The 23,540-nt window shown below is 42.4% G+C and carries 24 protein-coding genes; 10 read left to right on the forward strand and 14 right to left on the reverse strand.

Annotated features, from left to right (window positions below; all coding sequences use genetic code 11):
* Positions 1–269 precede the first annotated feature (269 nt).
* Positions 270–791, forward strand: a complete 522-nt coding sequence (locus VIM89_RS19115) for a hypothetical protein (protein WP_488157785.1) — start codon at positions 270–272, stop codon at positions 789–791.
* Between the two features lie 64 nt (positions 792–855).
* Here the strand turns inward: VIM89_RS19115 and VIM89_RS19120 are convergent, their stop codons facing one another.
* The 5 genes from VIM89_RS19120 to VIM89_RS19140 are packed head-to-tail and all read right to left on the reverse strand — an operon-like array spanning position 856 to position 5,982.
* Entirely contained in the window at positions 856–1,590 is a 735-nt protein-coding gene (locus tag VIM89_RS19120; protein WP_488157786.1) for a tyrosine-protein phosphatase, read from the reverse strand.
* Between the two features lie 2 nt (positions 1,591–1,592).
* Positions 1,593–2,645: a dTDP-glucose 4,6-dehydratase gene (gene rfbB, locus VIM89_RS19125; RefSeq protein WP_488157787.1), complete on the reverse strand. Its 1,053-nt coding sequence runs from the start codon at positions 2,643–2,645 to the stop codon at positions 1,593–1,595.
* Between the two features lie 15 nt (positions 2,646–2,660).
* The gene (gene galE, locus VIM89_RS19130) at positions 2,661–3,686 is read right to left on the reverse strand and encodes a UDP-glucose 4-epimerase GalE (RefSeq protein WP_488157788.1); all 1,026 of its coding nucleotides are present in this window, start codon (positions 3,684–3,686) and stop codon (positions 2,661–2,663) included.
* Positions 3,686–4,672 carry a UDP-glucuronic acid decarboxylase family protein gene (locus VIM89_RS19135; protein WP_488157789.1) on the reverse strand — a complete coding sequence of 329 codons (987 nt, stop codon included), beginning with the start codon at positions 4,670–4,672 and terminating at the stop codon, positions 3,686–3,688. Before VIM89_RS19135 ends, galE begins: the two co-directional genes overlap by 1 nt.
* Positions 4,672–5,982, reverse strand: coding sequence for a UDP-glucose dehydrogenase family protein (locus VIM89_RS19140; protein ID WP_488157790.1), 1,311 nt, complete (start codon positions 5,980–5,982; stop codon positions 4,672–4,674). Before VIM89_RS19140 ends, VIM89_RS19135 begins: the two co-directional genes overlap by 1 nt.
* 134 nt (positions 5,983–6,116) lie before the next feature.
* Here VIM89_RS19140 and VIM89_RS19145 point away from each other — a divergent pair, with 134 nt between their 5' ends.
* The 8 genes from VIM89_RS19145 (at position 6,117) to hemH (ending at position 13,661) form a co-directional block, all read left to right on the forward strand.
* Complete coding sequence (locus VIM89_RS19145; protein ID WP_488157791.1) at positions 6,117–7,325, forward strand: 3-deoxy-D-manno-octulosonic acid transferase; 1,209 nt, start codon at positions 6,117–6,119, stop codon at positions 7,323–7,325.
* A gap of 186 nt (positions 7,326–7,511) precedes the next feature.
* Positions 7,512–8,348 carry an alpha/beta fold hydrolase gene (locus VIM89_RS19150; RefSeq protein ID WP_488157792.1) on the forward strand — a complete coding sequence of 279 codons (837 nt, stop codon included), beginning with the start codon at positions 7,512–7,514 and terminating at the stop codon, positions 8,346–8,348.
* Positions 8,349–8,419: 71 nt separating this feature from the next.
* Positions 8,420–9,043, forward strand: coding sequence for a lysophospholipid acyltransferase family protein (locus VIM89_RS19155; RefSeq protein ID WP_488157793.1), 624 nt, complete (start codon positions 8,420–8,422; stop codon positions 9,041–9,043).
* Positions 9,044–9,105: 62 nt separating this feature from the next.
* Entirely contained in the window at positions 9,106–9,726 is a 621-nt protein-coding gene (locus VIM89_RS19160; protein WP_488157794.1) for a lysophospholipid acyltransferase family protein, read from the forward strand.
* Positions 9,727–9,728: 2 nt separating this feature from the next.
* Entirely contained in the window at positions 9,729–10,817 is a 1,089-nt protein-coding gene (locus tag VIM89_RS19165; protein WP_488157795.1) for a glycosyltransferase family 2 protein, read from the forward strand.
* Entirely contained in the window at positions 10,814–11,473 is a 660-nt protein-coding gene (locus VIM89_RS19170) for a carotenoid biosynthesis protein (RefSeq protein ID WP_488157796.1), read from the forward strand. Before VIM89_RS19165 ends, VIM89_RS19170 begins: the two co-directional genes overlap by 4 nt.
* A 43-nt stretch (positions 11,474–11,516) precedes the next feature.
* Positions 11,517–12,368: a 4-hydroxy-3-methylbut-2-enyl diphosphate reductase gene (locus tag VIM89_RS19175; protein ID WP_488157797.1), complete on the forward strand. Its 852-nt coding sequence runs from the start codon at positions 11,517–11,519 to the stop codon at positions 12,366–12,368.
* A 279-nt stretch (positions 12,369–12,647) separates the two neighbouring features.
* Positions 12,648–13,661 carry a ferrochelatase gene (hemH, locus tag VIM89_RS19180; RefSeq protein WP_488157798.1) on the forward strand — a complete coding sequence of 338 codons (1,014 nt, stop codon included), beginning with the start codon at positions 12,648–12,650 and terminating at the stop codon, positions 13,659–13,661.
* 103 nt (positions 13,662–13,764) lie between these two features.
* On the opposite strand, the gene crtD is transcribed toward hemH, so the two are convergent.
* From crtD to VIM89_RS19225, 9 genes are all read right to left on the reverse strand, one after another.
* Positions 13,765–15,234, reverse strand: coding sequence for a 1-hydroxycarotenoid 3,4-desaturase CrtD (gene crtD / locus VIM89_RS19185; RefSeq protein ID WP_488157799.1), 1,470 nt, complete (start codon positions 15,232–15,234; stop codon positions 13,765–13,767).
* Positions 15,235–15,378: 144 nt separating this feature from the next.
* Positions 15,379–15,933, reverse strand: coding sequence for a type 1 glutamine amidotransferase domain-containing protein (locus VIM89_RS19190; protein ID WP_488157800.1), 555 nt, complete (start codon positions 15,931–15,933; stop codon positions 15,379–15,381).
* 93 nt (positions 15,934–16,026) lie between these two features.
* Positions 16,027–16,920 (reverse strand): LysR substrate-binding domain-containing protein, encoded by an 894-nt coding sequence (locus VIM89_RS19195; RefSeq protein WP_488157801.1) that lies wholly within the window; start codon positions 16,918–16,920, stop codon positions 16,027–16,029.
* Between the two features lie 100 nt (positions 16,921–17,020).
* A complete protein-coding gene (locus VIM89_RS19200; protein WP_488157802.1) occupies positions 17,021–18,091 on the reverse strand; it encodes a glutaminyl-peptide cyclotransferase in 1,071 nt (356 codons plus the stop codon).
* Between the two features lie 3 nt (positions 18,092–18,094).
* Positions 18,095–18,463 (reverse strand): YraN family protein, encoded by a 369-nt coding sequence (locus tag VIM89_RS19205; RefSeq protein ID WP_488157803.1) that lies wholly within the window; start codon positions 18,461–18,463, stop codon positions 18,095–18,097.
* Positions 18,463–20,385, reverse strand: a complete 1,923-nt coding sequence (gene dnaG, locus VIM89_RS19210; protein ID WP_488157804.1) for a DNA primase — start codon at positions 20,383–20,385, stop codon at positions 18,463–18,465. The genes VIM89_RS19205 and dnaG overlap by 1 nt, the downstream gene beginning before the upstream one ends.
* A gap of 10 nt (positions 20,386–20,395) precedes the next feature.
* The gene (locus VIM89_RS19215; RefSeq protein WP_488157805.1) at positions 20,396–20,761 is read right to left on the reverse strand and encodes a helix-turn-helix domain-containing protein; all 366 of its coding nucleotides are present in this window, start codon (positions 20,759–20,761) and stop codon (positions 20,396–20,398) included.
* A 48-nt stretch (positions 20,762–20,809) separates the two neighbouring features.
* Positions 20,810–21,118 (reverse strand): type II toxin-antitoxin system HigB family toxin, encoded by a 309-nt coding sequence (locus VIM89_RS19220; RefSeq protein WP_488157806.1) that lies wholly within the window; start codon positions 21,116–21,118, stop codon positions 20,810–20,812.
* A gap of 33 nt (positions 21,119–21,151) precedes the next feature.
* On the reverse strand, positions 21,152–22,009 hold the full coding sequence (locus VIM89_RS19225) for a DMT family transporter (protein ID WP_488157807.1): 858 nt from the start codon (positions 22,007–22,009) through the stop codon (positions 21,152–21,154).
* A gap of 234 nt (positions 22,010–22,243) precedes the next feature.
* Between VIM89_RS19225 and asnS the strand changes: the two genes are divergently transcribed.
* On the forward strand, positions 22,244–23,540 hold a 1,297-nt coding region (gene asnS, locus VIM89_RS19230; RefSeq protein ID WP_488157808.1), incomplete at its 3' end, for an asparagine--tRNA ligase.

The following is a 23,540-nucleotide window of genomic DNA, read 5'->3' on the forward strand; positions in this document are numbered from 1 at the left end:
CGACTTCCGACTTCCGACTTCCGACTTCCGACTTCCGACTTCCGACTTCCGACTTCCGACTTCCGACTTCCGACTTCCGACTTCCGACTTCCGAAATAAAACTTACAAATCTTTAAACAATAAAATTTTTGTATATGTTAAAGTGTTGAGTCCTTGTAATAAAACCTCCTAAATTTTCATCCGGTATTTCCATTCATTTCGGCTGGTTAACGCACTGGTTTTGAATGAATAGATAGCAATTATAGGTGTGTTAACTAAATTTAATTGATATGAAAAGGGGAAAATTAGTTGTCATGATGATTTGCATGGTAATGTTAGGGTTGACCAATGCATTTGCACAAAGCAAAAAGGAAAAAATTGAAGATCTAACGCGAAAGGTAGACAGTCTTCAAAAGCAATTATCTGCTAAAAACGAAAGTTTAGTTCAAACACAAATAAAATTAGCAAAGATGGAGGGCACAAAAGATGCCCACGATGAAGAGATACAACGACTTGAAAATAAAGTTGACAGTCTGAAGGATGCACTTATTACCAGGAACATGACTGTCGAAAGCCAGGCATCCAAAATAGCCCAGTTAAATAAAGATCTGAGTGGATTGCAGGCACAGCAAAAAGAATGGACCAGTAAAAATGATACCTTAACCGCTCAGTTAAATTCACTGAAACAAAAGCCAACTGATGCTACTGCGACAACCACCGTTAAAGAACCGGTTAAAGACACAACAAAACCAACGGACTCTTCAAAAGAAGGAGATAAAGCCACAAAGCAGGATCCGATAGTGAAAAATTAGTATGGAACAGAAGCAAGAGTCAAGAAAAAAGAAAGTCTTGGCTCTTGATTCTTGACTCTTGCTTCTATTTTAAAAGTGTATTCTTCAGCGGATAATCTTGCAGCAAACGTTGTACATAAGAAGTATCAAGCGCCTTTTTAAAGGCTGATGCATGGCGCAAATGGTGCATATCGCTCGACATGAAATCTACGATTTCATTGTCTACCATAGCTTCGGCCATTTTTTTGGCGTCTTTGCCATAGTAACCGGTTAATGATATGGTATTGATCTGCAGGTCGCAGCCCCAGTCGCGCAGGTTTTTTAGTTGTTCGATATCCAGGTAAGAATATCTTTCAGGGTGAGCGAGGATAGGTTTGTAACCCAATTCCTTCATTCGTTGTATTACGCCTATAACATTCATAGGTAAACTAATGAATGAAAGCTCGAACAGTGCATAGTTATCGCCCATAGTAAGCAACCTATGCTCGTTTACACGGGCTTCGAAGGTTTCATCGAAGTAATGTTCGGCAGCAGCCTCTACTTCGATATCGATCATCTGCCTTTTTAGTTCTGTTTTTAAGATAGCAAGCGCATTGCCAATGGTCTCGGGTGTATTCCGATAGTAATCGGCCATTACATGAGGCGTAGCAATGATCTTTTTGATACCCGATTCCATCATCCGTACGATCAGATCAATGGACTGGCTTACATCCTGCGCACCATCATCAATTCCCGGCAGGACATGCGAATGCATATCAACCGCTATCGATTCATAGTTCACCGAAGTGAGGGTATCTTTCTTCTTAAAAAAACTAAACATTATTACCTGTTAGTGTACTGTTCATTATAATATTGCTGGTAATGTCCCGATGTTACATCGGTCAGCCATTCCTCATTGGCCAGGTACCAATCAACCGTTTTCTCCAATCCTTCTTCAAAAGTAATACTTGGAAGCCAACCTAATTCATTTTTTAGTTTGGTAGCATCAATAGCATATCTTAGATCGTGCCCGGCACGATCCGTTACAAATGTGATCAATTTTGCTGATTCACCCTCTGCCCTGCCCAGTTTCTTATCTAAAATAGAGCAAAGCAAACGGATCAGGTTGATATTCTTCCATTCGTTATGACCGCCGATATTGTAAGTCGTTCCGGCCTTTGCTTTATGGAATATCAGGTCGATGGCCCGTGCGTGATCCTCTACCCAAAGCCAGTCTCTCACATTCTCCCCTTTCCCATATACGGGAACGGGTTTATTTTGTTTTATATTATTGATGGCTAAGGGAATCAATTTCTCAGGGAAGTGGAAAGAACCGTAATTATTTGAGCAGTTCGAGATTACGGTATCCAATCCATAAGTATCATGATAGGCTCTTACAAAGTGGTCTGAACTTGCTTTTGATGCCGAGTAGGGTGAGTGCGGGTCGTAATTGGTAGTCTCCGTAAACATACCGTTTTCGCCCAGACTGCCATATACCTCATCCGTCGACACATGATAAAAACGAGTTTTATCATATTTACCCTTCCAGTAATTGCGGGCCGCATTTAATAAAGTAACTGTGCCCACTACGTTGGTCATCACAAACTCCAGCGGACTGGTAATTGAGCGGTCTACATGTGACTCAGCAGCCAAATGGATCATTGCGTCGGGTTGTTCCTTTTCAAAAAGCTCATCAATGAAAACCGTATCTGTAATATCGCCTTTTACAAAACGATAGTTTGGCAAATGTTCAATATCTTTTAAGTTGGCCAGGTTGCCGGCGTAAGTCAGTTTATCAAGATTTATAATGGTATAGTCCGGGTAATTTTTCACAAACCGGCGCACCACATGCGACCCGATAAATCCTGCTCCGCCCGTAATAACTATTTTCTGCATGTTCTTATTCTAAAATTATTGGATAGGGTTTTGTGAAATGTACTTTTCCCAGGCCCAGGCTGATGACATCATCGCATCAATACCAAGCTCGGCTTTCCAATGCAATTTTTGTTCTGCCTTGGATACATTGCCCCATACTTTCTCTACATCGCCTGCGCGACGCGGACCAATTGTATAATTTAATTTTTCTCCCGTAGCGTTTTCAAAAGCTTTGATGATCTCCAATACTGTATTGCCATTGCCGGTACCGATGTTGAATACATCATAACCTTTAAACTCTGCTTTCTCCATCAACCGCAAAGCAGCCACATGTGCTTTTGCCAGATCGACCACATGGATATAATCACGAACGCAGCTACCGTCTTTTGTATTATAATCATCACCGAAAACAGTAATTTTTTCGCGTTTGCCAATAGCAGTTTGTGTAATGAAAGGCACCAGGTTTTGAGGCACACCGATAGGCAACTCGCCAATTAAGGCTGACTCATGTGCACCTACCGGGTTAAAATATCTTAGTGCTATCACTTTATAAGCTGATCCTGCCGATACAGTATCAAATAAAATTTCTTCAGCTATTTGCTTAGTATTGCCATACGGCGATTGCGCCGGTTTGATAGGCGCCAGCTCGGTAACCGGCAATTCATCCGGCTGACCGTAAACTGTACAGCTTGATGAAAACACAAAGTTGACCGGCTTGCCGTAATAGCTTTCGAGCAAGTTGATCAGCGAATAAATATTGTTGCGATAATACTTCAAAGGCTGTTGAACCGACTCACCTACCGCCTTAAAAGCAGCAAAATGGATAATGCCTGCAATATCAGGCTCGGCGGTTGCCAGGTTTTCCACAGCATTCTCATCACTCAGGTCAAGCTCGTGAAATACAGGGCGTTTGCCTGTTATTTTGGTGATCTGCTCTAATATTTTAGGCTGCGAGTTGGAAAGATCATCCACGATCACCGGTTCAAAACCCGCGTTGATCAGTTCGACCACTGTATGCGAACCTATGTAACCCAGGCCGCCTGTAACTAATATTTTCGACATTATCTTTTGTTGTAATAGGTAAAATCCTTGTGTTGAATTTCCTGCGCGGGAAGTGATTTGAAATAATCATAAGTAATTTTCAAACCTTCGCTGCGGGGAACTTTTGGCTCCCATCCCAAAATCTGCTTAGCCTTGGTGATATCAGGACGGCGTTGTTTAGGATCATTTACCGGCAGGGGTTTGCTCACCAGTTTTTGATCGGTTCCGGTAAGTTTAATGATCTCCTCACCAAATTCCTTTATGGTGATCTCGTCCGGATTACCGATATTCATCGGCCAAACATAATCACTGAATAGCAGACGATAAATACCCTCAACCAAATCATCCACATAACAGAATGAACGGGTTTGTGAGCCATCGCCGAACATGGTTAATGGTTCGCCTCTTAAAGCTTGCCCAATAAATGCGGGTAGTACGCGGCCATCATTCAGACGCATACGCGGGCCGTAAGTATTAAATATCCGCACAATACGTGTTTCCAAGCCATGAAAGTTATGGTAAGCCATAGTGATAGCCTCCTGGAAACGTTTAGCTTCATCATACACACCGCGCGGGCCAACCGGGTTTACATTGCCCCAATATTCTTCGGGCTGCGGGTTAACCGTTGGGTCACCGTAAACTTCTGATGTAGAGGCGATCAGCATCCGTGCTTTTTTCCCTCTTGCCAAACCCAAAAGGTTGTGCGTACCTAACGAACCTACCTTTAAAGTCTGTATAGGGATTTTTAAATAATCTATCGGACTGGCTGGCGAGGCAAAATGAAGAATATAATGCAATTCGCCGGGCACGTGCACAAATTTGGACACATCGTGCTGATAGAATTCAAAATTGGGGAGCTTAAACAGGTGGTCGATGTTACGCAAGTCACCGGTGATTAGGTTATCCATCCCGATGACATAAAAATCTTCCTTAATAAAGCGGTCGCATAAGTGCGAACCCAAAAAGCCTGCGGCGCCTGTTATCAGTACCCGTTTACGGTTGTCCATTATTCAATTACTTTTCGGCCTATACTGTTGTAGTAGAATCCGCAATCGATCATCTTTTGCAGATCATACAGGTTGCGGCCATCAAAAATAACTTTATTTTTTAGTTGATTCTCAAGCAATTCAAAATCAGGTGTACGGAATACTGACCACTCCGTTACGATCAATAATGCATCAGCACCAATAAGGGCATCATATTGGTTTTCAGCATAGGTGATCTTATCGCCCAATAGTGCTTTTACATTATTCATTGCCTCAGGATCAAAAGCAGTTACTGATGCGCCTTCCTTTAATAATTCTTCGATCACATATAATGATGGCGCTTCGCGGATATCGTCCGTTTCAGGTTTAAAGGCCAATCCCCACATGGCAAATTTTTTGCCTTTGATATCGCCTTTAAAATATTTCTTTACCTTCTCAACCAGTAGTTTCTTCTGGATCTCGTTCACTTTCATTACTGAGTTGAGTATTTTGAAATCATAGTTATTTTCCGTTGCCGACATAGCTAAGGCCTGTACATCTTTAGGAAAACAGCTGCCGCCATAGCCAATACCTGAGAACAGGAAACGGCGACCAATACGGTCATCTGCACCAATACCGCGGCGTACCATGTCTACATCAGCGCCTACGAGTTCGCACATATTGGCGATCTCATTCATGAAAGAAATCTTTGTAGCCAGGAATGAGTTAGCTGCGTATTTAGTCAGCTCAGATGAGCGCTCGTCCATATAAATGATCGGGTTACCCTGGCGCACATACGGTGCATATAGTTCGCCCATCAGCTTACGTGCGCGCTCATCTACCGTACCGATTACTACGCGGTCAGGTTTCATAAAATCATCTACGGCAACACCCTCACGCAAAAATTCCGGGTTGGATACCACAGCAAATTCTACATCGGTATGCTGTTTCATAATGGCGGTTACTTTATCTGCAGTACCAACCGGCACAGTCGATTTGGTAACGATGACCTTATATTCTTTTAGCAGTTTGGCAATATCTTTTGCAGCACCAAGTACATAGCTCAGATCGGCAGCACCATCACCGCCCGGAGGGGTGGGCAATGCAAGGAAAATGATCTTTGCTTCAGCAATTGCATCAGCAAGGTTGGTAGTAAAATGTAACCTGTTTTGATTGATGTTCCGGTTAAATAATTGTTCGAGACCAGGTTCATAGATCGGCACCTGGCCGTTCTTCATCATCTGTACTTTTTTCTCGTTAATATCTACACATATAACCTGGTTTCCGGTATCGGCTAAACAGGTGCCCGTAACTAACCCTACGTAACCTGTTCCAACCACAGCAATTTTCATAGTATAATTTTTTTAGGTGGATATGAAGCAATCATAGCTATTTAATTTTTAGCGGCAGCCATGATGGTTTCATACTTATTTATGTTTTTATAGTTAGTACTTTTACCCCCGCGAAGGTAAGAATTTCAAACTCAATGTTGCTGTTTTACAACTTAGGTATCCGGTTTTATTTCATTTTGATATTTATTGCTTCTTTTTTTAATAAAAAAGCAAAACTTTGGATCAATGGCCGAAAAAACACCGACTACAAGCAGTTCAGCAAAAGCGCATGGTTCCACTTTGCGTCCCTCGGCGAGTATGAACAGGGACTGCCTGTATTGATCGCCTACCGGAAGAAGTATCCCCACACAAAAATTATCATAACGTTTTTTTCGCCTTCTGGTTTTGAGATCAGGAAAAATACACCTCATGCGGATGCCGTTTATTACCTTCCGCTGGACACAAAATCAAACGCCCGGAAGTTTATTGATGCTATCGATCCGGCTATAGCCGTGTTCACCAAATACGAGTACTGGTACCACTTTTTTGACGAGCTGCATGAAAGGGAAATCCCTTTATATCTCATTTCAGGAATATTCAGGCCTGATCAGATATTCTTTAAATGGTATGGCGGCCTTCATCGTAAAATGCTCAATTGTGTGACGAGATTTTTTGTACAGGATGAGAATTCAAAACACCTGCTGCAGGGCATTGGCATCAGCTATGTTTCTGTAAGCGGCGATACCCGTTTTGACAGGGTTTGGGCCAATGCTCAAAACCCGAAATCATTCCCGGCAATAGCTGAGTTTACGCAGGGCAAAAAAACTTTCATAGCCGGCAGCACCTGGCCAGAGGATGAACAATTGTTAGCAAAGCTAGCAACTGATCATCCTGATTGGAAATTCATTTTCGCGCCACATGAGATCAAAGATGAGAAGATCAATAGGTTGATTGAGTTATTACCAGCCAACTCATCGATACGACATTCACAACTCACTACTGACTATTCACCACAAACGCTGGTCATTGATAACATCGGTATGCTGTCGTCTTTGTATCAATACGGACAAATTGCCTACATCGGCGGTGGTTTTGGCGTTGGGATACACAATACGCTCGAAGCTGCGGCGTTCGGATTGCCGGTTATTTTTGGCCCAAATTACGATAAGTTCAAAGAAGCTAAGGATTTAATTGCGTTGCAAGTCGGTTTTAGTATTACTGACGAAAATGGATTAAAGAAGACCTTCGACTTTTTGACTGAAGACGAATTGCGGTATCAATCTATCAGCACCAAGATCAAGAAGTATGTAAAAGATCATACTGGCGCGACGGATATGATTATGGAGTATCTTACTTCCGAATAATAAATCATGTCATTTCGACAAATATGCGTGAGAGCAAAGGCTGGCCTATGAGGAGAAATCTTCTGCTAGCGATCAGCAGACTTTGCAGTCGGAGAAGATTTCTCTTCGTCCTTACCCACTCACCTCTGCTGCTCATCGAAATGACAATATTTTTTTAATGTAGCATTATCCTTAATATTGCCCGTTATGGGCTTTCTACAAATCCCCGGACTAGGCAGGGTACATTATCATGAATACGGCAGCGGCGATAAACCGATGCTGGCCTTTCATGGCTACGGCATGACCGGGAAGCAGTTCCATGTACTAAAGGATTCCATCTTGACCAAATACCGCGTTTACGGCTTCGATCATTTTTTTCATGGCGAAAGTAAATTAGAAGGCTGGGCTGAAGAACATATCCTCGCCGGCATGCCTAAAACGCTCGTAAAAAGCTACCTGGAAGAGTGGTTTATAGTTTATGGAAAGCAAAAGATATCGCTCATGGCCTATTCCATCGGGGCAAAATTGGCTTTAATCCTGTTGGAAGAGTTTCCTGAGTGGATTGACGAGATCATTCTAATGGCACCAGATGGCTTATCAGTTTACAAAGGCTTTGATTTTCTTACAAACAAACCCATCGGCAAATACTTTTTCCGTAATGCTACCAAAAGCAAATGGTTGACTCCGTCACTATTAAAAACCTTAAGACGATTGCGGTTTATTGATGACAGCCTATACAATATCGCCTATAACGAGATCGATACTGAGAAAAAACGCCTGGATGTGTATTACACGCTCAACCTGATACGCAGGCTGCAACCAGACACTGACAAGGTGATCAAATTGTTCGAACAGCATCCTATCAAATGCACCATTATATTTGGCAGGGATGATAGATTGTTCCCAAAATTAGCTGCCAAATCGTTTACAGATCAATTAACCAAAGCGGAAATACATGAGGTACCCCTAGGCCATTGGCTGGTGGTGCCTGCATTGGACGAGTATTTAGCCTCACCCCGGCCCTCTCCAAGGGAGAGGGAGTAAAAATAGGTAGAGAGGTAAAGTCCTCTCCTTTGGAGAGGATTTAGGTGAGGCTTTTTATTAGATTTGTCTGAATGATACCTCAGCGCAGCAACCGGCTCATCAAAAAACTGTTCGCCCCATATTTGGCTTACAGGCTGCTCAAAGCTTTTAAAACATTAAAGTATGATGAGGTTGAAGTACTCCCTGGGCACTCAATATTGTTGTTGTGCAATCACTTTAGCTGGTGGGATGGCTTTTTCGCCGGGCATTTAGCTCATAATTATCTGAAACGCGATTTCTTTATTATGATGCAGGAAGACCATCTGCAAAAAAGGATGTTCTTTAGCCGGGTCGGTGGTTTTTCCATCAATCAAAAATCAAAAGAGGTGGTAAGGTCGCTGCAATACGCTGCAGAATTGCTTAATAACCCCAATAACCTGGTCACTGTTTTTCCGCAGGGCGCATTGGAATCTAATCATATTGATAAGATCAATATCGAGCGTGGCATCGATTATATCGTTAAAAAGATCAAAGGCGATTGCCAGATCATTTATTACTCAGCCTTTGTTGAATATTTTGAGAGCTTGAAACCGTCCGTCTATTTCCGGTTTCTTAATTGTGGCACTAACCATGATTTCGATTTTGAAAGATTAAAGGCTATGATCAACGAGCATCATAAAAAAGGATTGAAGGAACAGGTAAATGCAGAGCATTGATCTGATTTGGAAATGCGGCGATTTGAAAATTTGAAAATGAGGATACCATGTCGAAATAATTTATGATAAAACCCGGCAATAATTTTTTCATTCGCCAACTATTGCATTATTATGTCACATGGATAGTGAAGCGTCATTTTCATGATCTGAAATTTGATCCGGTTGATGTCGACCCAAATAAATCAATATTACTTATTGCCAATCATTTTAGTTTTTGGGATTCGCTTATTCTTTACATCATTTGTTGCAAATTGTTAAAGAAGAATTTTTACGTGATGGTTCGCGAGGACACCACTGTCAAATTTCAATACGTAAAATACGGCGGAGCATTTTCAATCAATAAGCAATCAAGGGATATGCTGCAATCGCTGGATTATGCTGCTGAGTTATTAAACGATCCGCAAAACCTCGTGCTGATATTTCCACAGGGGAAATTGTACTCCAACTTTGTAAACACAATTCAATTTGAAAAAGGGATGACACGGGTGATGGAAAAAGCCCAGGGAAAATTTCAACTATTATTCGCTGCAACTTTTGTTCAATACCTGAAACATAAAAAGCCTACAGCAACTGTTTATTTGCAGGTTGAACTCTACACGGATAAAAATTTTGAAGATTTAAAAAACGCCTATCAAATGCATTATGATAATGCTAAATTGCAGCAAACCGAAATTGTGATATAAACGTGCTCATCGTCATCTACGCAACCTTCTTTTTCATCATTTTGCGCTTTGCCGTAACGATATTCAATTTTATTTCGGATCCCAAACTGCGCCGCGTCACCAGGAATTATGATAGCCTGGTTTCTATCCTCGTCCCCGCACGAAACGAAGAAAAAAATATACTTGCACTTTTAAAGTCCATCGAACGGCAGGACTACAGCAATTACGAGGTGATCATCCTCGATGATGACTCCAGCGATCATACCTACGATATCTGTGCTGAGTTTGCCGTAAAGCATTCCGCTTTCAGGGTGATCAAAGGCAAAGAACTGACCGGGCAATGGCTTGGTAAAAATTATGCCTGCTACCAGTTAGCCAAACAGGCACAGGGAGATTTTTTATTATTTCTTGATGCAGATGAGCAGATCTACGACGGACTGATCAACAGCGCTGTTCATCGTATGCATTTCCGCAAGCTGGCCCTGCTGAGCCTGTTTACCAATCAGCAAATGAAAACCTTAGGCGAGTTGCTGACGGTCCCGTTAATGCATTATCTGTTGCTTAATTTGCTTCCGTTACGTTTGGTGTACCTGGCAAAAAACCCCGCTGTTGCTGCAGCAAGCGGTCAATTTATGTTATTCGATGCCGAAGTTTACCGCCAGTACGAATGGCATAAAGGAGCCAAGGACAAGATCGTAGAAGATGTGGAGATCATGAAGCAAGTAAAAGTGCGTGGGTTCAACGGAGAAAGTCTGCTGGCCAATGGCATGATCAGTTGTCGCATGTATACAGGTTATAACACAGCGATCAATGGTTTCGGCAAGAATTTTTTAGCAGCTTTTAACTATAATATTTTCAGTTTCCTGATTTTCCTGATCCTGCTCATCGGAGGTCCGATGATCGTCATCATGACTTTAAACTTTCAGCTTATACTAATGATGATCGGCTTAATTCTGCTTACCCGCATCATGATCTCTCTGGAATCAGGACAAAGTGCCGCCTTAAACGTGGTGCTGCATCCGGTCCAAATGTTTAGCATGGTCCTTATCGCATTTTCGGCTATTCAAAAACACCTCACCAAAACTACTGTTTGGAAGGGCCGTAAAATATGAAGCCGCTTCCGTTAAAAAAGGAGCTATTAGCAAATAAACGGGCTGTTTCTATCATTCTTATCTTTCATGGAGTGGGGCTAATAGGCTTGGCAGTGCCATTTATCAGGCCACTGTTTTTGTATATCGTCCCATTTCATTTATTGCTGATGCTTGGGGTGATCATGCTAAATCACAAACCGATAAATACCGTTTTTATATTTTTCTTCCTCATTATTTGCATTTTGGGCTTTAGTGCTGAATGGCTTGGGATACATCAACATTGGCTTTTCGGCGATTATAATTATGGCGGCACCTTAGGCCTTAAACTATCGGGCGTTCCCCTAATTATCGGTTGCAATTGGTTTATGCTGATCTATTCTACCGGCGTTTTCATGCAACGCAGCCGATTGAAAAATTTTTTAATCAGAGCATTAATCGGGGCATTACTGCTGGTCTTACTGGATCTTTTGATCGAGCCTGTGGCTATTCATCTCGATTACTGGCATTGGACCAACTCAGTCATTCCTTTAAAAAATTATATGTGCTGGTTTGGGGTCAGTTTTCTGATGCTATTAGTATTTGAAGCATTCAAATTCAAACCGCAAAGTATTGTCGCTATCGTTTTTCTTCTAACTCAATTTGCCTTTTTTGGACTGCTTCATTTGATAAGCAGTTAATATTTTCCTTAATTCATAAAATCGTGTGTAAATTTGCAGCGTTATGGGCGATTATCAGTTAAAGGTAACTATCGATCAGGATTCAGGGTTTTGCTTTGGAGTAGTGTATGCTATTGACATGGCGGAGGAAATTTTGGAGCAAGACGGCTACCTTTATTGTTTAGGTGATATCGTACATAACGACGAAGAGGTGGAACGCCTGAAAGCAAAAGGGCTACGCATCATTGGTCATGATGATTTGAAGAACCTGCGCAACGAAAAAGTATTGATTCGCGCACATGGTGAAGCTCCTGAAACTTATCGCCTGGCACTAGAAAATAATATTATGCTGATCGATGCTTCATGTCCTGTGGTACTGAAACTGCAAAACCGCATCAAAACCTCCCACGACAGCAACGAGAAGATCTTAATTTTCGGAAAGCATGGTCATGCTGAGGTGATAGGCCTGTCCGGCCAAACCAATAATGAAGCCTTAGTTTTCCAGGATATTGCTGAACTGGATGAGGTTGAGCTTCCGCAAAAGATCACCCTGTACAGCCAAACTACCAAAAGCACCGAAAAATTCTACGATATCAAAGACAAACTGATCGAACGTGGATACGAGGTAAAAGCGAATGACACTATCTGCCGTCAGGTATCCAACCGTGATAAAGACCTGCCTGCGTTTGTGGCTAAGTTTGATAAGATCGTATTTGTATCGGGCCGCAAATCATCCAATGGCAAGGTATTGTTTGAAGTTTGCCGAAAGCATAACCCAAACACTTATTTCATCTCATCGCCTGATGAATTGGATAAATCCCTGTTCGCGCCGGGTGATAAAGTAGGCATTGCCGGAGCTACTTCAACCCCGATGTGGCTGATGGAAGATGTGAAAGCTGCACTGGAAAAATTCTAAAAGTCCATTCTCAAAACACTATTGTTATTATCGCCAGTAATGTATTGGCGGACTAAGGCCTTTGCGCACCGCACTTCGGCAGGCTCAGTGTGACACCCGGTTTAAAGTTCGTTAATAAAAGAGCGTTGTCATGCTGAGCCGGTCGAAGCATCGGCGGATAAGGCCCGCACTACATTTCAATTGATGGCATGATCCTCATTGTTACCTTTCTCATTTATTAGCAATAATTTACCTCCGGAATCCGTCGCGGAGAAATTTATTTTATTTTTGCGCCTCAATATGGGCAAAAAGGGAGTTTTATTAGTTAATCTGGGCACACCCGACAGTCCGTCGACTGCCGATGTGCGTAAATATCTTCGTGAATTTTTGATGGACCCCCGGGTGATCGACATTAACCCGATATCGCGTACATTACTGGTTAAAGGTATTATTGTCCCTACACGCGCCCCAAAATCGGCTAAATTGTATCAGAAAATATGGGACCCAAAGACGGGCTCGCCTTTATTGCATTATAGCCTGCTACAGCAACAATTATTGCAAAAACGCCTGGGGGATGATTATATCGTCGAACTGGCTATGCGTTATCAAAGCCCCAACATCGAATCAGCATTAGAGCGATTGAAGACAGCTTTGGTAGATAGCATACAGGTTATCCCGATGTTCCCGCAATATGCATCAGCAAGCACAGGATCGGTGTATGAGAAAGTGATGGGTTTAATTGGTCAATGGCCCACGAGTCCGACTATCTCTTTTGTAAACTCGTTCCACGATAATAAATTGATGATCGAGACTTTTGCGGATAACGCACGCAAGCATAGCCACGAAACTTACGATCATATTTTGTTCAGTTTCCATGGTTTGCCGCAGCGCCAGATGATCAAATCTGATCATACACATAACCATTGCTTAAAATCGGCTGATTGCTGTCAGACGCTCACTGATAAAAACAAATTCTGCTACTCGGCGCAGTCATACCATACAGCAAAACTGATTGCTGAAGAACTAGATATTCCTAAAGAAAAATACACCGTTTGCTTCCAGTCGCGGTTAGGCAGCGATCCATGGGTTCAACCTTATACAAGCGAGGTAGTAGCCCAAATGGCCAAAGAAGGTAAAAAACGCCTGCTGGTGTTTTGCCCTGCTTTTGTGGCCGATTGCCTCGAAACAGTTTATGAAGTGACCACCGAATATGGTGATGAGTTTAAAGCCTTAGGCGGTGAACATGTTCAGCTGGTAGAAAGCCTGAATGATTCTCCAAAGTTTATTGAGGCTTTGGCGGAGATGATAAGATAATAACGAAAAGTAGAGGGCGTGTCACACTGAGCATGGTCGAAGTGTCGCGCGCAAAGGCCTTTGCCCGCCAATGCTTCGACCAGCTCAGCATGACAACGCACTTTTAGTATATCAACTCACTCACAATCTTCGCCGATAACAAACACAACGGTATCCCACCACCCGGGTGCACGCTCCCTCCGCAGAAATACAGGTTTTTGATTTTGGATGACCGATTGGCATGCCGTAAAAACGCTGCATAACGACTATTAGAGCTCGTACCGTAAATAGCCCCCTGATAGGATGATGTTCTGCTTTCAATAGAACACGGATCAAGAGTGGATTCAGAAATGATTAACTCCTCAACATTGGTCTTTAATATTCGTGATAGTTTTTTGAGAATATTAACTCTCGCATCATCAATCAACTGCTGCCAATCCTGTCCTTTATTGAATGGCACATTGATCATCACAAACCAGTTTTCACAGCCTGGCGGTGCATCGTCCAGTTTAAATTTTGAAGTGATATTGATATACACTGTCGGATCGTGATAAATGGTTTGCTTTTGCCAGATGTGCTCGAACTCGGCCTTGTAATCATCGCTGAAAAAGATATTGTGCAAATCCAATTCAGGGAATTCTCTTTTGATGCCCCAATAAAATATAAGTGCTGAGCTGCTTCTTTCCTGCTCAAGGGTTTTTTTAAGCTGATACTGCGAATATTGGCTCAATAGCTTATGATAAGTAAACCACACATCCATATTAGATACAACCACATCCGCCTCAATCACCTCATTATTTACCCTAATGCCGACAGCCCTTTTATCTTTTAAAACGATCTCGTCAACTTTTGATCGGTAATGAAATTTCACGCCTAAAGATTCTGCCAATTCCACCAGGCAGTTGGTAATCTGATACATTCCTCCCTTCGGAAAATAAGCGCCAAAATGCTGCTCCAGATGCGGGATTACGTTCAATGTCGCTGGCGCCTGGTAAGGATTCGATCCGTTGTAGGTGGCGTACCTGTCTGCATATTGCCGCAAACGCTTGTCTTCAAAAAATTGGCTATTAGCCTGGTGCATGGTTCTGAATGTATCGATCTCGCCAAAATGCAGCAAGGATTTAAAAGCTTTCCAACTGAGAAATGTTTTTAGGCGATCAAGTGACCGTTGCAGAAATAAGTGATCAGTCAACTCATAAATCCGGCTGCTTTTTTTGATGTATTGTTGAAGCGCTTTTCCTTCGTCTGTAAGTTTATCTACCTCGTTAACAAACTTTTCTTCATCTGCATAGGCAGTAAGGCGACTGCCATCCTCGTAAAAGTATTTGCAGATAATATCCAGCTTTTGATAACTAAAAAATTGAGATAGGTCTTTGCCTGCCAATTGAAATAGTTCGTCAATATATCGCGGCATAGTCAGCAAACTTGGGCCAGCATCAAAACGAAAGCCATCCTGTTTTATCTCAGCCAGTTTACCACCCGGGTAATCGTTCGCTTCAAAAACTTCAACCGAATAGCCTTTTACAGCGAGGCGGATGGCCGCAGCTATCCCCGCAATCCCGGCACCAATGATCAAAGCTTTTTTGGCAGGCATGGCGCAAATATACACCGTTGATTACTTTGATTGAGGGCTTTCGCTGATGGTTAAAGCGGGTCTCACATTGAGCTTGTCGAAACGCAGTGCGTAAAGGCCTTCGCCCACCACGCTTCGACAGGCTCAGCATGACACCCTAAACACTTACGCATGATAATGCGTCCCCTCACCAATCTCTTCTATCGCTTTGCGGTTAAATGCTTCCAGATCGTCAGGACGTCGGCTGGTTACTAACCCATTATCAACTACAACTTCCTGGTCTATCCAGTGAGCTCCGGCATTTTTGAGGTCGGTTTCCAAAGACGGATAAGAAGTTAGTGTGCGTCCACCAATCATACCTGTCTCGATCAGCATTTGCGGACCGTGGCATATGGCTGCAACAGGCTTACCTTCATCCAGAAATGCCGAAACAAAAGCCACTGCTTCTTTATTCTGGCGCAATTTATCGGGATTCAAAACACCACCCGGTAAAACCAATGCATCATATTCATCCGGACTTACATCGTTAAGATTTCTATCTACATCAACCTCAATGCCCCAATTGGTTTTATCCCATGCTTTTATTTTACCGGTTTTGGGAGAAACTACATCTACCTTAGCTCCTGCTTCTTCCAAAGCCTGTTTAGGACTGGTCAGCTCTACCTGCTCAAATCCTTCTTCGGTAAGGATCGCTACCCTGCGATTATTTAAACTTGCCATAATGTTTGTGTTTATTGATTGAAAATTAAATTTCTTTCTATAAACTACATTTGGCAAAATGCATGGTTTTCGATTTTTTCAGAAAGGCAACATCTATACAAACTGCATAGCGTACTTCATAAAATTGCTGGTCAGACCGAAATCTTCCGTCCCCTTGCGGCGGATGAAATAGAAATCTCGGGTGATCTTTAGTCCTTCAATTGGTACTTCTACTAGGTCGCCTTCTGCCAATTGGCGCACAATAGATGGTCGTGGCATAAAGCCCAAACATTGATCGGCCAGCAGAAAATTTTTCAGTGCCTCAGTACCACCAAGCCTTATCTTCACTGAAAGATCAGCCGGTTTGATATGGTGATCAGATAAAGCTTTTAATAAGGCATTCAATGTTCCAGATCCACGCTCGCGCAAGGCAATAGGCGTTTTCAAAAGCTGTTTCAACGTCAACGATTTTCCTGCAAGCGGACTTTTTGACGAGCAAACCGGGATCACCTCATCACTCATAAACGGATTGTAGGAAACAGTAGTCAGTTTATTATCTACCTCGATAATGCCTATATCTACTTCATGGTTCAGCAAGGCATTAAGAATATACTCTGAGTTACGGTTTACCAATTGTATATCCACATTGGCATATTCACGCTGAAAACCAGAAAGTATGGATGGCAAAATATATAAGGCGATAGTTGTGCTGGCACCAAGACGCAAATGTCCTGCTGCCTGCGATACATTGCTCAGTATGGATAGATCATATTCTATCTTCCGCTCGATCTCGGTAGCCTGGAGTAAGTTTTCATATAAACGCTTGCCGGCCTCGGTGAGCAAAATACTATTCCCTTTACGCTCAAACAAAGGCACTTTATACTGATCTTCCAGAGCCTTGATATGCTTACTGATAGCTGGTTGCGTAACAAATAGCACCTGCGCCGCCTTCGAGAAGCTCAAATTGGCAGCCACTTCCATAAACACACGATGAGCAAAAGAGATCATGAGGCTAAATTAGTTGATTGTTTGAATAGTTGAATGGTTGATTAAGTGAGTAGTTAAGTTGTTAGCCTTAAGGTGCAAACTGCCAACCGGAAACCGCCAACTACTTTTTAATAAACTTTACCTGGTACAAATGCGGCCACTTTTTACCGGTAACAAACATGCGCTTGCCTTTTGCGTCCCATGCAATACCATTTAGTACATTGTTGCCTTCGTCGAAACCATTAGGACGTTGATTTTCCGGGTAAAGATTTTTCATGTCGATCTTTTGTAAGACAACGCCCGTTTTAGGGTCGATCACAAGGATGTTGTCGGTGGTGTACACATTTGCATAAAGCTTTCCGTCTACATACTCCAATTCGTTTAATTCCTGAATCGGGCCATTGTCGTCGTACACATCGATATAACCTATCTGCTGATAAGTATCCTTATTTAAAAACCAGATGCGATTGGTGCTATCGTCCATGTAAAGTTTGGTACCATCGTTGGTCATACCCCAGCCTTCAACACCCACATTGTTCGGGGCTGTACTCAACAACTTGAAAGTATTTTTATCATACACCAAAGCCATTTTAGGATCTTTCCAGGTCAGCATCAATATTTTGTTGCCGATAATGGCACTGCCTTCCCCAAAATACTGCGTATCCAGTTTGGCCACCTGCACAGCTTTACCCGTTTCAAGATTTACTTTACGCAGAGTAGATTGTCCTTTAGTTCCGGTGCTTTCATATAAATAGCCATCCTGGTACAACAAGCCTTCGGTGTAAGAGCTCGTATCATGAGGATAAACTTTTTCAACTTTATAGGTATAAAGCTCTGGTGCTTTAGGTGCAAGCAATACGATATTGGTTGACGCATCCTGACTCTTACCACCCTGGTATAATTTGACGGTGATAACCCTTGGCCCTAAACGCATCGAATCCGTTTTAAGGCTAACTGCCGAAGAGTCTTTTTTTGATGCAAACCGTGTGGAATCAACCAAGTAAACGATAGAATCAGGTTTGATATCTGCAGGATAGCTCAGTTTTACTGAGACGGCTTGTCCTTGTTTGTAGCTGGTACCGGCTTCGGGGGTGATTGATAAACCAGCAGATTCGGGCTTTTTATTACAGCCGGCGCAACCAAAAGCCAGCATAGCAACTGCTGTTAAAAGCAGGATGGTATTATTTCTCATAGTTTAATCGGCAGATGGCCAAAAGGCATCTTCAATATGTTTTAGTGTATAATTTTCGTTCCGGTCAAATAAAACGGATATGATATCAAACCGCACCTCGCCCTGGTGATCCATCAGGTAAATATATTCATCCGCAGCATCGGCCAATAACCTTTGCTTGCGCAGGTCTACAAAATCTTCCGGCTCACCGAATCCGTTGCCTGTTCTGGTTTTTACTTCGGCAAAGATGATCATTCTGTCTTTATAAGCTATCAGATCAACCTCTGCCTTTCCATGCGTCCAGTTCTCATCCAATATCTCGTAACCCAAACCCTCCAGGAATGTTTTTGCCAAACTTTCGCCTTTGCGACCAAGGTCAAGGTGTACAGCCATTATTTAATGATCACTGAGCCTAAATAGTCCGAAATACTTTTCTCCACCTTTTTCATTTGCATATACTGCGTCAGCAAAATTTCAGTATTCTCATCCCCTTCGGCCTTTTGTAATTCAGTACGCAGGTTATCCAGTATCTTGCCCACTTTATGTTTTTTCAAGTGAAATATCGCCCCTAAAATAGTTGCCTTCATATTCACCTGCTCATCCGGCACCAAAATCTTGTGCATCTCGTACCAGTTTTCGCTTAACGTATATTTGGTGGCTAATAGTGTGACTGTCAAATCAACTATTTCTTTGTCAGGGTAGTGAATGAATAATTGTTCATCGGGCAACACGCCATTTTCCACCTCTTTGCTATATAGCTCTACAAACTTTTTGCTCGGGCTATGCTCAAACTCCACATCCCCCAGTTCGGCTATCATAAACGGTCCGATATAAGTATTGGCGATGCCATCCCAATCAATCATTCTGCTGCCATATAACAATAGCAAACGGATGATTTCCTTCTCCTGTGAATAATCTTCCCTAACAGGTTTTTCGAATGGGATATCTTCAACCGGGAATTCCTCAACTATCTCAGCCTGCTTTGTTCCCTGCTGCGCATCTTTTTTCGACTTAGCAAGACGCATTTTGTTAAGCTCAGAAAGTAATGCACGCTCATCGATCTGTAAGATATGGCTACAATCCTTTATAAAAACCGATGCCTTGATCGAGTCTGGAATCTTAGCGATACTTTCCACAACTTCGCGAATCACTTCTGCTCGTCTTATCGGATCGGTACCTGCTTCTTTTAAAAGAATATCGGTTTTGTAGATAATGAAGTCTTTCCTGTTTTGATCGATATAGTTTTTGAAAGCATTGGTACCAACGCTCCGAACGTACGAATCCGGATCATGGCCATCCGGGAACAGTACCACTTTTACATTCAAACCTTCTTCCAGGATCATATCCAACCCACGCAGGGATGCCTTGATACCGGCGGCATCACCGTCATACAGGATAGTAATATTTTTGGTGAACCTGCTGATCAGTCTGATCTGCTCAACGGTAAGCGAAGTACCTGATGAGGCTACTACATTTTCTATCCCCGCCTGGTGAACAGACAATACGTCGGCATAACCTTCTACCAGATAGCAATTATCCTCGTCCCTTATCGCCTTTTTGGCAAAATAAAGTCCGTATAAAACATTGGATTTATGGTAGATCTCCGACTCAGGCGAGTTGACATATTTTGGGACGTTTTTGTCCGTCTTCAATGTCCGTCCGCCAAAGGCGATTACCCGCCCGGTAAAGCCATGAATTGGAAACATTACCCGGCCACGATAACGGTCATATAGTCCGCCATTATCGCGCTTAACCGACAAGCCGCTTTCTACCAAAAACTCTTCCTGGTAACCTTCTTTTAAAGCCTGACTCGAAAAAGCTTCCCACTGATCAGGTGAATAGCCTAACTCGAATTTCTTTATCGTTTCGTTATTGAAACCGCGTTCTTTAAAATAGCTGAGGCCAATATTCTGTCCTTCCTCGCTATTCAATAAACTTTCATGAAAGAATTTTGCCGCATACGCGCTGACGATCATCAGGCTTTCGCGGTGATTTTCTTCTTCTTTATTTTCGTGCGATTCGACGGTTTCCTCAACCTCGATGCCGTATTTATTGGCCAGCCATTTCAGGGCCTCAGGATAGGTAAACTTCTCCAGCTCCATCAAAAAAGTAACTGCAGACCCACCTTTCCCTGATGAAAAATCCTTAAAAATACCTTTTGCCGGAGATACAGTAAATGACGGGGTACGCTCGTTAGCGAAAGGGGAAAGACCAACATAATTAGCCCCGCGTTTTTTTAATTGCACAAACTCACCGATCACCTCGACAATGTCGATGGCTTCCATTATGCGGTCGATGGTGGTTTTGGTGATCATAAAACTTGAATTATTTGCTGTTTGTTAAAAATATTTCGGCGGATATACCCAAAAATTGATGGAGCCCTTTAACCATTTTCAGCGTCAGCTCCTTTTTCCCCGATAGTACCTGAGATACATAACCTTTTGAGCCGATGATCGGTTCCAGGTCCTTTTGTTTTAAGCCTTTTTCTTCCAACTTTAACTTTATTACTTCGATTGGATCCGGATCCGGAATATGATAGTGACGGCCTTCATAATCTTTTACCAATAATAGCAACAGATCCAGTTCCTCACCTTCCGGAGTGCCCTCGTCAGCATTAAAAAGTTCAATGCTTCTTTTTAACGCCGCTTTATATTCGACTTCTGTTTTTAATACTTTCCATTTATTGATCATAATTTTTGCCCGTTTTTACAAGCTGGCTCTGCTTGTTCTTCATGGAAATTATATTTCTATGTATGGCACTGTTGCAGCATCAATCTTATCATATTCGTGATGCGTTCCAAACCAGATCACATATAACGCCTGCCGCTTCAGGTCAAAAGAAACAATTAAACGGAATGAATTTCCCTTTATGTTAAAAACAACACGGTTATTGCCCACAATACTTGCATTTTGATAAACACTTTTTAATTCATTAAAACTATGAAATGTTGCCTCCAGGATATCTTTATACCACGACAATAATGCTGTTGCTGCAACCGGATATTTCTTAGTATAATAAATTATTGTAGGTTTAGCAATAACATTCATCTATACAAAGATACATAGTTTACCAATAGAAAACTATTTCTGTGCACTATTTAACTTCAAAAATGTAACAGCAATTCCACTTAATACGATAATGCTGCCTGCAATTTCCTTAAACTCAAGCTTCTCGCCCAGCAGGAGCATTGCCCAGAAACCTGCAATCACGGTTTGGCTAAGTAAGGCAACGGAAACTTTGGTCGCATCCAGATAATTCAATGAATAATTGATGGTGATCCAACCAACCAACTGGCAAATCAATCCCATCCCTAATAAATATAACCAGGTCGAAGTGGGGAAATTAAGCATTTCGTTATGCTGAAATATCGAGATCAGAAACAAAAAGACCGATGCACTCAGCATATTGTAGAACATGAAAGTGACCGTCGTGACCCTTTGTAAAATGCCTTTGGTGATCATGACATAGATTGCATAAAACAAACTGGCTATTAAAGCGAGAATTAACCCTATATTGAATTGCAGATGAAATATCTGTTGGTAACCTACCAAAACCACCATACCAAAAATGGCTATCCAGGTGCCTATCCAAAATGAAGCCCCGGATTTTTTGCGAAGTATTAAGAAGCTCAGTAACCCAACCCAAAGTGGTGCAAGGTTGGCGATCAGTGTTGAAATGGTCGCGCTTATCTTCATCAGCGAAAGGTTCCACACAGCTATATCGGCTCCGAATACTACCCCACCTAATAAGGCAATTGGTAAATCTTTCCGGTCTATTTTCAATTGGCCTTTGACGATGCAATATGGCGCCAAAAGTATCCAGGCGAAAAATATACGGTAAAAACCCGAGGTAATAGCAGGTGCAACGGAAAGTTTGACAAATATCGGTGAGAAGGAAATGCAAATTATGCCGATGATGAGGCTGGCTTTCGGGTTCATTGCTCAAAGGTAATTTTCTGAATCAGAATTATCGAATCAAATCCTGCCCTGTGTTCCTCAGTGCAAAACCTCTGTGAACTTTGTGGTTTAAATCGATTAACCACAGAGATCACAAAGGAAAAAACGCAGAGAGCACAGACAAGGAAGTTCTATAATTAGCGCCTTAAATTCTACAAATTAAGGTTCAGACAAACAGCAAATAATCGTATTTTTGCGCCTCAAAATATCATTATTATGAGTCAGCGCACAAAGATCAAAGCATTGCTTGAGAGCGAGCAAACCAACATTGAAGTAACGGTTAAAGGGTGGGTACGTACCTTCCGTAATAATCAGTTTATCGCTTTAAATGATGGCTCGACCAATAGCAATATCCAGATCGTGGTTGATTTTGAAAACACTGACCCGAATTTATTGAAACGCATTACTACCGGCGCTGCCATCAGCGTCGTTGGCGAACTGGTAGCATCATTAGGTAAAGGTCAGAAGGTAGAAGTTAAAGCAAAACAAATAGAAATACTGGGCGACAGCGATCCTGAAAAATACCCGCTTCAGCCTAAAAAACACAGCCTGGAGTTTTTGCGCGAGATTGCTCACCTGCGTTTCCGTACCAATACTTTCGGTGCGGTGTTCCGTGTGCGTAACAGTTTATCATACGCAGTGCACACCTTTTTCCATGAACGCGGTTTTGTTTACCTGCATACGCCAATCATCACCGCTTCGGATGCTGAAGGTGCGGGCGAGACTTTCCATGTGACCAATTTCGACCTGGCAAACCCACCGAGACAGGAAAACGGGGATGTTGATTTTAAACAGGACTTCTTCGGTCGCGCTACCAATCTTACTGTATCCGGTCAGCTGGAAGGTGAGTTGGGTGCGATGGCCCTGAGTGATATCTATACTTTCGGACCAACTTTCCGTGCCGAAAACTCCAACACGACACGTCACCTCGCTGAATTCTGGATGATTGAGCCGGAGATGGCCTTTTATGATTTAGAAGATAACATGAACCTGGCTGAGGAATTTTTAAAATACCTCATCAGCCACGTGTTGAAACACAATGCTGAGGATATTGAGTTCCTGAGCCAACGTTTGGCGGAAGAAGAGAAACAGAAACCGCAAAACGAGCGCTCGGAAAACACGCTGATCGAGAAATTGCAGTTCTGTTTGGATAATGATTTCCAACGCCTTACTTATACTGAGGCGATTGATATATTAAAAGAATCGACCCCGAATAAAAAGAAAAAGTTCACTTACCTGGTTGAAGGTTGGGGAACCGACCTGCAATCGGAGCACGAACGTTATTTGGTTGAGAAACATTTTAAAAAACCTGTTATCCTGACCGACTATCCGAAGGAGATCAAGGCATTCTACATGCGCCAGAATGACGACGGTAAAACCGTTAGGGCAATGGATATCCTGTTCCCGGGTATCGGTGAGATCGTAGGCGGCTCACAGCGTGAAGAACGACTGGAAAAACTGGAAGAACGCATGGCCGAAATGGGCATCCCGACTGAGGAATTGTGGTGGTATT

This window comes from Mucilaginibacter sp., from assembly GCF_036568825.1.
Taxonomy (GTDB): domain Bacteria; phylum Bacteroidota; class Bacteroidia; order Sphingobacteriales; family Sphingobacteriaceae; genus Mucilaginibacter.